The sequence below is a fragment of the Gardnerella lacydonensis genome (assembly GCF_048545055.1).
GTDB lineage: Bacteria > Actinomycetota > Actinomycetes > Actinomycetales > Bifidobacteriaceae > Bifidobacterium > Bifidobacterium vaginale_C.
The window spans coordinates 20,968-34,253 of the sequence record NZ_JBKQXT010000006.1 but is presented as its reverse complement, the minus strand read 5'-3'; the positions used below and the strand labels follow the sequence as shown (position 1 = coordinate 34,253).

The window sequence follows — 13,286 nt, the reverse complement described above, 5'->3', positions numbered from 1 at the left end:
TGTAAAAATGAATTATTTTGTATAGTCACAGCGGTAGTAGATACTTAAATTATGAATATTTCTACAGATTTCACCACTATTCCAGACAACTTTGCAAAAGCTGCGCCGGAAGAAAACAAGATTAACGGCGTTCCAGTCGTGTCTTTTCCATTTTATGTAGACAAGTTGCCGGATTTTGTGCACTACTTGCATTGGCGATTTGTAGACGACGACGCTATACCAGTGTGCGGATTCCAGTGGATTCATTGGGTTGTGGCAAATGTTCCAGTGGAAGCGCTTATGTTTGACTTTAATGACTCGCGCGCTTTGCAAATTCCGCAAGACTTTTCGCGCACAATGCCAACCATGATTCCAGAAGTTGTACAAGGGCGAAACTCGCAAGCTAGCCGATTTGTGGGTTGCACAGACCCTGCAATTACAATGCGCTACAATGGCCCGCAGCCGCCAGACAAGGATCACGACTACATGCTAGAAGTGTTCGGCACGCAAAAGCCTCTTCCAAATCTTAAAGAAGGCTTCTATCTTAACGAAATGATGAATGAAATCAGGCATTACGATTCGTATGTAGACGTTAACGGATTATATTTGCGAGGAAAAGCTTAGAGTTTAGGCTTTAGAATTTAGGCTTTAGGCTTTATACGACTTCGTGCTGATTAGTCGCAAGCAGCTTATGACTATATATGCGTGCGTAAAATAGTCAAAAATAAGCAAAACTAATCTAAACAAACAAAATAATCAAAAAATAATCAAAAAATAATCAAAAATTAGAAAAATGAGGATGCAAATATGGCATGCACAACAATTTTAGTAGGACGCAAAGCGAGCTACGACGGATCCACGCTTATTGCGCGTAACGAAGACTCCGCAAATGGAGAGTTTAACCCAAAGCGTTTAGTAGTGGTAAAGCCGCAAGATCAGCCTCGCGTTTATAAGTCCGTGCTTAGCCACGTAACAGTAGAGCTTCCAGATAATCCAATGCAATACACAAGCGTGCCAAACGCAGACTTGCGCGAAGGAATTTGGGGAGAAGCTGGCGTTAACGAAGCAAACGTGGCAATGAGCGCAACTGAAACACTTACATCCAACGAGCGCGTGCTGGGCGCAGATCCAATGGTGGAGCTTAAAAAAGCGCGCGGTAAGGAAGGCGATGCTGATTATAAGCCAGAAGTGCCAGGCGGAATCGGCGAAGAAGACTTCTTAACGCTTGTTTTGCCTTATATTCGTAGCGCTCGCGAAGGCGTGGAGCGTTTGGGCGCGTTGCTAGAAAAATACGGCACATACGAGATGAACGGCGTTGCGTTCTCGGATGTAAACGAGATTTGGTGGATGGAAACTGTTGGCGGACACCACTGGATTGCTAAGCGCGTGCCAGACGAGGCGTATGTTGTTATGCCAAACCAGCTTGGAATTGACGAGTTCGATTTGGAAGACGCTTTGGGAGACCAAGAAGAGCATATGTGCTCGGCTGATTTGCTTGAGTTTATTGAAGAAAATCACTTGGATTTGTCGGTGGAAAACGCTTCGCCGTTTAACCCTCGCGATGCTTTCGGTTCTCATTCGGATGCCGATCACGTGTACAACACTCCTCGCGCATGGTTTATGGAGCGTTTCTTGAATCCGTATGACGAAGTGTGGGATGGTAAGGACGCCGACCATAAGCCAGATAGCAACGATATTCCTTGGGCTCGCCAGCCTGAACGCAAAGTCACAGTTGAGGATATTAAGTACGTTTTAAGCTCGCACTATCAGGGCACTGAGTATGATCCTTACGGCAAGCTTGGCGACGAGCATACTCGTCATCTTTTCCGCCCAATCGGCATTAATCGTCAAAGCGAGCTTGCTGTAATGCAAATCCGCCCTTACGTGCCAGAACCAATGCGCGCAATTCAGTGGATTACTTACGGTTCCAATCCTTTCAACTCTTTGATTCCGTTCTATCCGAACGTAAATCGCACTCCAAAGTATTTGGAAGATACGACTACTCGCGTAACAAGCGAAAACTTCTATTGGGAGAATCGCATTATTGCAGCTCTTGCGGATGCTGCTTTTAACGACACTGCAAACGCGATCGAGCGCTATCAGGAAGTTGTCGGCTCCCTTGGTCACGCAATGGTCAAGTCTACGGATGCTACCGTGGCAGATATTCTTGGCGTTGATTTGGCTGATTACGAGCCAGAGCGTGAAGGTGATGAAGGCGAAGATTACGATGATTTAGTTCGCGATCCTGAAGCTATTATTTCAGAGCTTCGTAACGACAAAGTGCGTGAAGCTTTGGCTGAAGCAAACGACGATATGGCTGCGAAGTTGAAGAAAGAAACCGATTCTTTGCTTGACACAGTGCTGTACATAACTAGCATGCGTATGAAGAATGGTTTTAATCGCTCCGATCACTGATCGCAAGTCGTTATAGACATTAGTGATAACGCGCATAGTTTTAATGTAATATTGCTATACCACGCCCATGCAATCGTATAGTATAAAAATTGTTCATTTACATTAGCTATGCGCGTTTATTATTGAGCGTTTATTGGGCATCTGTTATTGAACGTTTGTTATTGAACACTATTGGGCATCTACTAGGCTTTTTGCTTATGAAAGTGGGGAATATGAGCATTCTTGATTCGTTTACTACACAATTTGGATTAGTTAAAAAAATAGACGCCTTCGGATTCTTGGATTATTTAAAGAAGAATCCAAGCGAGCAAAAAAAGCACGGTAAAGTGCTACTCGTTACAGCTGATACTCCTCTTAAGGCTTCTAGAGGAGAAGGTAAAACAACTACCACTATTGCGCTGGTAGACGCTCTTAGAGAACGCGGAGTAGATGCGGCGGCTGTTTTGCGACAGCCAAGCATGGGCATTACTGCAGCTGGTTCAAAAGGTGGAGCTAGCGGCGGCGGAAAGTCATCGCTTTCGCACCCTGAGCTAATCGATTGGGGATTGTGCGGAGAAATGGCCGCCATTGAATGCGCACAGAATTTGCTTGTTTCTTTTGCAGAAAAGGCGATTGACGAGGGTATTTTAGACACGATTTTAGTGCCGCGAGTAAGCGAAGTGCCTTCAAGATCTTTGCGTAGCATTGCTGTTGATTTTGGCAAGGGCACGGTTGCTGAGCGCGTTGTGTTAACGCCAACTTGTGAGCTTATGCAAATCGTAGTGCTTTCGCGAAGCATGGAAGAAATCGCAAATCGCGTTGCTGCAATGATTGCTGGTACAAAAGACGGAAATCCTGTTAAATTTGGCGATTTTGTTGACTTGTGGCGAATCACGAATATTCTTGCCGACGCTGTAAAGCCTGCAAAAACTGAGACGATTAATGGATCTCCAATCTATGTTCATTGTGGTCCATTTGCCAACGTTTCGCTTGGTATTCCAAGCCTTGTGAGTGTTGAAATGGCTTGCGCGCTACACGATGTTGTTGTTGTGGAAGCAGGGTATGGCACGGATGCTGGCGCTCAAAAGTGGCTAGATATTGCGGTGCGTGAGTTTGGAGCAGCAATGCCATCGGCGGCGGTTGTTGTCACTCGAGCAACTACTTGGCGAGATGATGAAACTCTTGCATGGCGCTACCCGTTCCACGTTTCGCGCCTTGAGTCGCTTAATATTCCTACGTTCCCTCTTATCAATTTGTGGGAAGGTGAAGATAGCCAAGTTCCAGATTTGCTTGAGCAGGCTAAGACTTTAGGATTCCGTAAGCCGATTGTTGGCAATTTGTTCCGAGACGGCGGCGATGGCTTGGCAGATCAGCTAGATGATTTTGTGTCTGTAATCACTGCTGATACTGAAACGAAAGTTCCGCAAAGCCGCCGAGGAAAGTCGCTTCGCGAGCGCATTAATTTGCTTTGCGCCGAGGCGTATGGAGTTCCTGAAAGTCGAGTGATTGAAAAGGATGGTTTTGCTGTTTCTTTGACTGCAGCGCAGGATTTGTGCAATAAGGCTGGTGTTGATTTTGATAGCTTGGCTCTTGTTGCTGTAAAGTCGCCAGCAACCATGACAGATGATGATCATGCGCCTGAAGATTCTCGCACTGTAACTTTAAAGAAAGTAGAAGTTCATGCTGGAGCTGGGGTTGTGCAAGTCAACCTTACGTCTTCGCTTACAACTCCTATGCCAAAAATAGTGTGATTGCTTTTTAAATATTAATCATTAATAGCAAATAACAAAACGTCGTCAACACATCAATCATGGTGTGTGGGCGACGTTTTTGTTTTATGAATGTCGTTTATGAATGTTGTTTATAAACTTCTTTTATCTTACATAGGATCCATGTTGTATCTATCGTAAAGATATTTGTGTATTGAATTTGTGTCATATTGTGTAATGTGAAAAACCTCACATGTATTATTTAATTATCATATTGTTATAACAACAGAAAATATTACGATTTAGTTTTATTACAAGAGAGTTAACATGCATATTTTTCGTATTTTATCTTAATTAATTTAAATTTTTCTTCAGACTCTCCGAAGGTGTTTTTCTTATTCGGCGATTCTATAAATATAAAAAGGGTTTTGGTCGTCGGAAAATTTACGACAATTTTCGGTTTGAAAAATAAATTTTTTAGTGTTTTACTCGTGGCTTGGCTCATAACTATTTTTATGAGCGAAGGGAGAAAATACTTAATGAAAATGAAAATAGTGACAGCTAGCTTATTAACGGCAACGTTATTAACAGCAAGTTTATCTTCTTCGGCGTTAGCTCAGTCGAGCAATGATAATGCTTTCACTAATCGTGAGAACATTCCAACGAATAAATCCAGTATTAACAACATTGATTTAATTCCTGCTCCTACCCAGCACTTCGGCAAGCCAGATGGGAAACTTCCAGAAGTAAGAACTTCAATCAGCTATGTTGATGGAGATTCTATTGACAATCATGCGGATACGAATAAAACTAATAAAATTCTGCGTCCAGGTAGCAAGCTTACGCTCCGGGCTACAGCAAAATTTATTGTTCCTGAAGATGGCGATGTTTTTAGACCATATCTTCGACTAGCCATTCCGAAAATTCTTACGGTAAATGCAAATGATTTTGTTGTTGATGCTGGCAATGTTGCAAATAAAGTAGTACAAATTTCAGATTCTAAGTCGTTTGGTAATCACAATCTCGGTAACTACAATCTTTTCGACGTTTACTTTAACTACAACGAGTGGTCTTCTGATTTTGCGACAGAAATGCCGCATCTTGCTTCCATAAAAGGCGTGAACCACTCTGGCAATGTATTATCCAATGGTGATGTAATAAAAAATAATCAAACAGTTTCCATTGAAATCCATACAGTAGTCAACAGTAATGCAAAAACTTCTGATCTAGTTGATTTGAAAAATTACAAAAAAGGTGTGAAACCATTAATCCAAGGCAGAGTGTCTTATATGCCTTTCCCAACACCTATGGAATATACTTCTACAATCGGCGGATTAAGAGATTTTCCAAACGATAGGATACTGCAAAAGAACCCATGCTTAGTGCGTTCGGATCTGGTAACTGGATGGGACGGCAGAGATAATTATGGATTCTGGTTCACTGGTCTATCTATGGAAACGAGCGGCGTTGATTATGACGGTAGAAGCACTATGGTTGAGTCGCAGAATGGTGTTTGGTCACCGCAATTAATACCTGCAAATATTGAGCATAACCAATTCGTAACTATTTATCGCAATGGGAACGATAATAATCCGATTAAGTTGAGATTTAAAATTCCATTTGGTTCTAAGAACTATGCTTTAAATGGAACTAAGCAAGTTTTTAAAAATCATCATTTAACAGTTTTCCGTTCGCCTAACAACAACGATGAAGCTCGTAAAATTATGGCTAATATTGGAATAGAAAAAGTTGCTTATGGGGATACTGAAGTTTTCGGCGATATTTTGGATTCTAAATATTTCGATGGTTGGGGAACTGTTCCAGAACAAAGCAGACCTTCTGAGTTGCTAATATCTGGAGAATTTAACCCAGATTCAACTGTGTTTGGTCCTGATAATATTAGCAACGGTATTTGGATGAGTGGAAAAGCAAGCGCATACATAAAATCGTATTATCGTGCGTTAGATTGTAATGATAATTATCCAGATAATACTTTGAAATATCCGCCAATTATTAACAAAATTCAGGAGACTGTTGCAACGTATGCGCGCAGTAATCGCAGCAAAGTGAGCACAGTTCCTGTTGAAATCGTCATTCCCGCATCTTTGAGTGGACGCGTGTGGTTTGATGCTAACCATAATGGTATTCAAGATAAGGGAGAGTCGAGCATAATTGGTGCAAAAGTACAGCTTGTTAAACAGTATGGGGATAGCACAGTAATCGACATAAATGGCAATAAGGTTAATCCTATTACCACTACTTCGCCTGATGGATCTTACGAATTTACTAATTTGCTGCCAGGAAACTATGTTGTTAAATTTACACTTCCAGAAGGTAGTGAATATTTTGGTTTTACATACACGCGTAAAGGGTCAGATTCCTCTGTAGATTCTGACGCGATTCCTGGAGAGCCTGTAACTGATAGATCTGTTACAGAAAAAGGATCTGCAGCAACCGATAATTCGTCTTCAAAAGACTCATATGTTGGCAATATAAATCTTTCTGCTGGCGAAGATAAGAAGCATATTGATGCTGGAGCTTTTAAGAAGGATGAGCCTAAGAAGGATGATCCGAAGGATCCTGATCATAAGCCGAAGCCTAAGAATCCTCAGCCTGATCCTAAGAATCCCAAGGAGCCTAAGCCTAAGGACCCTGAGCCGAAAGATCCGCAGCCTAAGCCAAAGACTGATCCTAAGAATCCGAAGAAGGATAAGCCAAAGGATCCTGATAATAAGCCAAAGCCAAATCCTGAGCCGAAACAGGATGATCCGAAGGACCCTAAGCCTAAGCCAAAGACTGATCCTAAGAATGACAATCCTGTAAAGCCTGATACTCCTAAGTCTCCTGATCCTAAGAAGGATGATCCGAAGAAGGATGAGCCAAATCCTAAGGATAAGCCTAATAATCCAAATTATCAGGATAGGGATGTACCTGATCCTAAACCTGAGGATCCTAAGAAGCCTGATAATCCTACGAAACCTAAGGATGATAAGCCTGATACTCCGAAGAAGGATGAGCCTAAGCAAAATCCTAAGCCAAATCCTGATCCTAAGAAGGATGAGCCTGAAGATACTAAGAGTGATGAGCCAAAGGATACTGATCCTAAGTCGGATGATCCGAAGGACAATGAGAAGCCTAAGGATCCTGAGTCTAAGCCTGATGAGTCTAAGCCTGATGACCCTAAGGATCCTGATACTGATGACACAGAATCTAATGATCCCCCTCAGTATGAGGATCCCCAGCCTAAGGAGGATCCTTCAGAACCTAATCACTCTGAGATTCGTGAATTAGATAATCCGATACCAAGCATTAATAATGATTTAGATAGCAATAATAGTCAGTCGAATGAAAGTTCGTTTGACAATAATAATTCTGATTCTAAGCAAGAGCGTGTAAGGGATAAGCTTGTAAACACTGGCGTAAGCACAGTTTTCACAGCTGTTGCGTCTGTTGCTATGCTCGCTTTGGGTGCTACGAATAAAATAAAGCGTTATTTCTGCAAGGGTAAGCACAGGCAATAATTGTAGAAAATTCAGGTGAATAATATAAAACGTCGTCAACACATCAATCATGGTGTGTGGGCGACGTTTTTGTTCTTGCTTTTGTTTACCATTTGACCCAAAAAGGGAACAAACGCGGGAGCGTTGAAGTTAAATTACGCAAATGTGCGATTCAGCCAATCGCAAGCAAGGTCAATCCACTGCTGAACTTCTGGCTGCACAAATTCAGGAATTACTGCACCGTTCTCATCGCGCTTAGCTGTTTCTTTAACCGCCAAAGCCAATCCGTGCGGACCCTTAGGGAACAAGTGTGCTTCCACGCTTACGCCAGCTTTAACACAAGCATTAATAAACATAATCGAGTTTTGAACTGGAACTGTCTGGTCTGTAATTGTTTGCCAAACGAACACAGGTGGAGTCTTAGAATCCACGTGGTTTTCCAACGAAAGCTGTTCAACGAGTTGCGCGCGAGTACTAGAATCTACATCTCCAAAAAGACGATCGAAAGTTGGCTTATGTGCGTATTCGCCAGCGGAAATCACTGGGTAAGCAAGCATAAGAGCGTTTGGTCGAACGCCGTTTGCGTTGTATCCATTTGCTTCTTCAACATCGTCGCTAACGCTAGTCGCAAGATTTGCGGCTACATGACCTCCTGCAGAGAATCCAATAATCGCCACTTTTTGCGCATCTACATGCCATTCTTTTGCATTATCGCGAATCAATTGCATAGCTTGTGCGGCTTCCAAAAGCTGAGTCGGGTGTGCGCTAGGCACAAGCGAGTAGCGTAAAACAAATGCGTGGAATCCAGCAGCAGCAAACTTCATAGCAATAGGTTCTGCTTCGCGATTAGAAACTCGCAAGAATCCGCCGCCTGGTAAAATCAGCACTGCTGGGCGTGTTTGATCTCCTTCGCTATCTAAGTTGTCGTCTAAAACATATCCAGTAAGAAGTGCGTTACTACCGTCAACGCCTTTAATTTTACGTTCTATAATCTTCATGGTATCTCTTTTCGTTTTGCGCGAGTGCAATTTATGCTAAGCATAAACTTAAGCATAATTCTAATCAAATACCTTGTTTTTTAAGTGCGTTATTTTATAAATTCGTGTAGAGTCTTAAGAGGTTTTATAAGGAGATTTAAGATGCGTAATGAAGAAGATAATTTAGGAAAAGTTGTTCTTGCAGCCACTCCGATTGGCAATATGGGAGATGCTTCATCGCGCTTGATTAATCTTCTAGAAACCGCGGATATTGTTGCAGCAGAAGACACGCGCAGACTTTATGATCTTGCAAATCGCCTTGGCGTGCATGTTTCTGGGCAAGTTATTGCATATCACGATCACAATGAGCACAACAAGGCAGATGGATTGCTAGACAAGGTTGAGCAAGGCAATACCGTTCTTGTTGTTTCTGATGCTGGTATGCCTACTATTAACGACCCAGGTCTTGCAATTGTTCGACGTGCAATAGAGCGCGATTTGTCCGTTACTTGCGCGCCTGGGCCGAGTGCTGTGCTAGATGCTCTAGCGCTTTCTGGCTTGCCTACAGACCGCTTCTGTTATGAGGGTTTCTTACCGCGTAAATCGGGCGACAGACAGCAGCATTTGCGCTCGCTTCTTTCAGAGCGGCGAACAATCGTTTTTTATGAGGCTCCACATCGCATTTCGGATGCAATGGAAGATATTTTTGCAGTTTTTGGCGCAGATCGCAAAATGGCGTTATGTCGCGAGCTTACAAAGGATTTTGAGGAAATAAGACGAGGTAGCGTAAGTCAGATTAAGGAAGGAGTTGCGATTGACCCTCCGCGTGGAGAAATTGTTCTTGTGATTGCTGGAGCTAGCGATGAAGAAATCAAGCAGCAAAACATTGATTTGAGCGTTGAACAGCTTGCGCAAATGTCTTACGATCTTTCGCAAAATGAAGGTTTGCGTATTAAAGATGCTATAACGCGTATTGTTTCGCAAAATCCTCTTTCAGACGGTTCTTTTGCGAATCGTAAAGAAGTTTATGCTGCTTGTTTAAATATCAAGTCATGAAATCTGTTTCGCGTAATCGTAGCTTTCTAAAAGTACGTCTAAGCTATGCTTAACATCTGGACCCCCTTTTTGTGAAATATACTCCAGTATTTTTGCGTCAGCTGCTGGGTTTGCTATAACCCATTTTCGTAAGTGCGGAATGTTTCTCGCTATGTGCCAAAGTATTTCTTTGTTCGTATTTTCGCAGCATGCTACTTGTTCTGTGAGAATAATTGGCGGTTTTGGTGGTGGATCTTTTGTTCGTGTTTTATGGAAATCTTCTGTATTTTCTTGTACTTGATTTAAGTGTTCAATATTAATATTCATAAAAAATATCTTCCTGTTCTATAACGTTTCTTAACCAATCTTTTGCTTTTTGTGCTCCTGGAAAATGTGGGTTGCTATTTATGATTTTTTCGCATTCTTTAAAACTTGTTTCATATTCTTGAATCAGATTGAAAATTGTGTCTTTTTTGCGTATCTCGTCGTAAATATTTTTCGATGGTGTTAATGCTATGTCGCAGATTGTTCGAGCAGGAGATGTTATGCGCAAATCTTTAATCACCTTTTGTTCTCTCTTCAACAATTTTCGTCTGAATACTCGTAATGGATGGTCATGTGGTACTACGCGATAATGACTGCCGGATATAACGTCTAATATGTTTGGAATTGTTCCTCCAAGCCAAATCCAGGATGCTGTAAACATGCAGGCTGCAGAGTCTCGTGGTATCAGCTTTTTGAGTATTTTGCAACGCCCTTCAATTGTCTTTGCAGTGGAATGTGCAAATCCGCTTCTTATTGACAATCGTTCAAAAGCTCCGAATTTAGATAATTTCTTCATACACAATGGTCCTGGCAGATGCGTTGTGTCTAGTAGGGTCGGAAGATTTTTACTAATGTCAATGTGTTGATTTTTATTGTCGTAATTTTCAAGAATTATTTTTGTTTCTTGAGCTATATCTTTAGTTGTACTGTATTTACTCGCATCATAGTTTCTGCTTTTTGAAGTGCTTTTTGAAATGTTTTTTGAATTGTGTCTTGAAGTCTTTTTTAAATTTTTAGCGATTGTCTTGATCGTGGATTTATCTGTTCTTTTATTTGTTCGCTTATCGGTTGTTTTGCGTGTGTATTTACTTGTATCATTAGCCGAATTGTTAATAGTTTTGTTTGCAATAATTTCTACTTCGTTGTTCATAATCCCTCCTTTCTTGTTTCAGACATAATGATTGGGAATAATTTTTTTATGCATATGGTTTTAGACAGAATAGATACGTTTATTTATGTTGTCCATAAGATTTTTGCGAAATGTGTAAAAGTGGATTTTTAAGCCTTTTTACATTAAAAAATGTGCATATGTGGATATGTTTTTTATTAAGGTGTCCTCGCTGAACAAGATAATATTTGGCTATGAGTCATATTTTGGTGAATGTTGCATGGCCTTACGCAAATGGCCCTCGTCATATTGGTCACGTTGCAGGATTTGGTGTTCCTTCAGACGTGTATGCGCGTTATGAGCGCATGAAGGGCAATGACGTGCTTATGGTTTCTGGTACAGACGAACATGGCACGCCGATTTTGGTTGAAGCAGATAAAGAAGGCGTTAGTGCTCAGGAGCTTGCTAACCGTTATAATCGCGTTATTACTAAAGATTTGTGCGATTTGGGCTTAAGCTACGATTTGTTTACGCGCACGACTACAGCAAATCATGAGCACGTTGTTCAAGAGATGTTCCGTCAGTGCTTAAAGAACGGATACATCTACAAGGGTACTCAGAAGGTTGCGATTTCGCCTTCTACAGGTCGTACTCTTCCAGATCGCTATATTGAGGGCACTTGCCCACTTTGCGGCGCGGATGGCGCTCGAGGCGACCAGTGCGATGCTTGCGGAAACGAGTTGGATCCAGATGAGCTTATTAATCCTGTTTCTAAGATTAACGGCGAAACTCCGCGATTTGAAGAAACAGAGCATTATTTCCTCGATTTGCCTGCATTAGCGGACGCTAATTTGAATTGGTTAAATTCTCGAGATGGTTGGCGCACAAATGTTATCAACTTCTCGATTGGATTATTTAAGGAAGTCAAGTCTCGAGCTATTACGCGAGATATTGACTGGGGTATTCCTGTTCCTGTAGAAGGATGGGTTGATAACCCGAATAAGCGCTTGTACGTGTGGTTTGACGCTGTTATTGGCTACTTGTCTGCATCTATTGAATGGGCACGTCGTCAGGGTAAGCCAGATGCTTGGCGTGATTGGTGGTGTGACCCTAAGTCTCCTGGTTACTACTTTATGGGCAAAGATAACATCACCTTCCATTCTCAGATTTGGCCTTCAGAAATGCTTGCGTATAATGGCGCTGGTTCTAGAGGCGGCGAGGCTGGAGTTTATGGTCCATTGAATATGCCTGAGCAAGTTGTTGCGTCTGAGTTTATGACTATGGAAGGCAAGAAGTTCAGTTCTTCGCGTGGAATTGTGATTTACGTGAAGGATATTTTGGCGCGTTATCCTGTGGATGCTGTGCGATACTACATTTCTATTGCTGGTCCTGAAAATTCTGATGCCGACTTTACTTGGGCAGAATTTGTTCGTCATAATAACGAAGAGCTTGCTGCCAGCTGGGGTAATTTGGTAAATCGTGTCGCTAATTTGATTCATAAGAATTTCGGAGAGATTCCTGCTCTGGATGAAGATTCAATGACAGATATGGATCGCGCTTTGCTCGATCAAACCTCTAACGCTTTTGAGATTGTTGGTGGCTTGATTGAACGTCATCATCAGAAGAATGCGCTTAACGAGGCGATGCGTGTTGTGTCGGATATAAACAAGTATATTTCTGCAACTGAGCCTTGGAAGATTAAAGATGATGAAGCACGTCTTGGTACTGTTTTGCACGTTGCTGCTCAAGCTGTTTCTGATGCTAATCATTTACTTGCTCCATTCTTGCCACATTCTGCGCAAAAAGTGTGGGAAGCTCTTGGTGGTACGGGTGTGTTCTCGCCTCTGCCAAGAATTGAAGAGGTGACTGACTTAGATAATCCAGATTTTAAGTATCCGATTATTACTGGCGACTATCGTCTTGGAGAAACTGTTCACCCGTGGGAGAGTGAGGAATTAGTGACTGGTACACCTGTCGCTAAGCCAACTCCAATTTTTGCCAAAATTCCTAAAGAGGCTATTGATGAGGAGCTTGAGCGTTTTGAATCTGCGCTTGCCGCTCGTCGTAAAGCTGACGAAGAAAGATTGGCTGCGGCTAAAAAATCACTAGAATCTAAATGATTAAACGAAAAATTTTAAGTTATAGTGATGCATGTAACAAAAAATAGGTTGACTATCAGGATTTAAAAAATTTTTTAAGGAAATTTTTAGGTTATATGCGTGTTTTGCGAGAAAAGTGTGGTTATAATGAGTATTGCTGATGGTTATCCATCAGTGAGGTTCGTTCGCGAACCCCATAACTGAAACCTTCTTCTCTCTTTCTCTCTGCCCCGGTGGGTCTTCTCTTTCCCACCGGGCTTCTTTTTATCTTTTTTAACTGTTCGCCGCCTACTCTGCCATTTGTTACTTTATTTCTGCTAAGTGAGGTAGAGATTCGAGATTTTTCGCAGCAAAAGAGGCGAGCCTCAGCGCCGAAGGTGGTGACTCGCCGAGAGAGCAAGAAAAATCGAGAATCTCAGCGATGAAAGATACGCAAAAGT

General features: G+C 42.0%; 9 protein-coding genes. 6 read left to right on the top strand and 3 right to left on the bottom strand.

Annotated features, from left to right (window positions below; genetic code table 11):
* Positions 1-51 precede the first annotated feature (51 nt).
* From ACJV45_RS06235 to ACJV45_RS06220, 4 genes are all read left to right on the top strand, one after another.
* The gene (locus ACJV45_RS06235; protein WP_004113843.1) at positions 52-603 is read left to right on the top strand and encodes a YbhB/YbcL family Raf kinase inhibitor-like protein; all 552 of its coding nucleotides are present in this window, start codon (positions 52-54) and stop codon (positions 601-603) included.
* Between the two features lie 183 nt (positions 604-786).
* A complete protein-coding gene (locus ACJV45_RS06230) occupies positions 787-2,394 on the top strand; it encodes a C69 family dipeptidase (protein ID WP_419397899.1) in 1,608 nt (535 codons plus the stop codon).
* A gap of 212 nt (positions 2,395-2,606) precedes the next feature.
* Positions 2,607-4,124, top strand: a complete 1,518-nt coding sequence (locus ACJV45_RS06225) for a formate--tetrahydrofolate ligase (protein ID WP_419397898.1) — start codon at positions 2,607-2,609, stop codon at positions 4,122-4,124.
* A gap of 497 nt (positions 4,125-4,621) precedes the next feature.
* Positions 4,622-7,603: an SdrD B-like domain-containing protein gene (locus tag ACJV45_RS06220; RefSeq protein ID WP_419397897.1), complete on the top strand. Its 2,982-nt coding sequence runs from the start codon at positions 4,622-4,624 to the stop codon at positions 7,601-7,603.
* Between the two features lie 134 nt (positions 7,604-7,737).
* Here ACJV45_RS06220 and ACJV45_RS06215 read toward each other — a convergent pair whose 3' ends face one another.
* The gene (locus ACJV45_RS06215) at positions 7,738-8,580 is read right to left on the bottom strand and encodes an alpha/beta hydrolase (RefSeq protein WP_353582416.1); all 843 of its coding nucleotides are present in this window, start codon (positions 8,578-8,580) and stop codon (positions 7,738-7,740) included.
* Between the two features lie 141 nt (positions 8,581-8,721).
* Here ACJV45_RS06215 and rsmI point away from each other — a divergent pair, with 141 nt between their 5' ends.
* Positions 8,722-9,615 carry a 16S rRNA (cytidine(1402)-2'-O)-methyltransferase gene (rsmI, locus tag ACJV45_RS06210; protein ID WP_353582415.1) on the top strand — a complete coding sequence of 298 codons (894 nt, stop codon included), beginning with the start codon at positions 8,722-8,724 and terminating at the stop codon, positions 9,613-9,615.
* On the opposite strand, the gene ACJV45_RS06205 is transcribed toward rsmI, so the two are convergent.
* Positions 9,610-9,921: a variant leucine-rich repeat-containing protein gene (locus tag ACJV45_RS06205; RefSeq protein ID WP_075038713.1), complete on the bottom strand. Its 312-nt coding sequence runs from the start codon at positions 9,919-9,921 to the stop codon at positions 9,610-9,612. The two genes, rsmI and ACJV45_RS06205, sit on opposite strands and share 6 nt — an antisense overlap.
* Positions 9,911-10,789 carry a hypothetical protein gene (locus ACJV45_RS06200; protein WP_353582414.1) on the bottom strand — a complete coding sequence of 293 codons (879 nt, stop codon included), beginning with the start codon at positions 10,787-10,789 and terminating at the stop codon, positions 9,911-9,913. The genes ACJV45_RS06205 and ACJV45_RS06200 overlap by 11 nt, the downstream gene beginning before the upstream one ends.
* 212 nt (positions 10,790-11,001) lie before the next feature.
* On the opposite strand from ACJV45_RS06200, the gene metG reads away from it, so the two are divergent.
* Positions 11,002-12,867, top strand: coding sequence for a methionine--tRNA ligase (gene metG / locus ACJV45_RS06195; protein ID WP_032838846.1), 1,866 nt, complete (start codon positions 11,002-11,004; stop codon positions 12,865-12,867).
* Positions 12,868-13,286 lie beyond the last annotated feature (419 nt).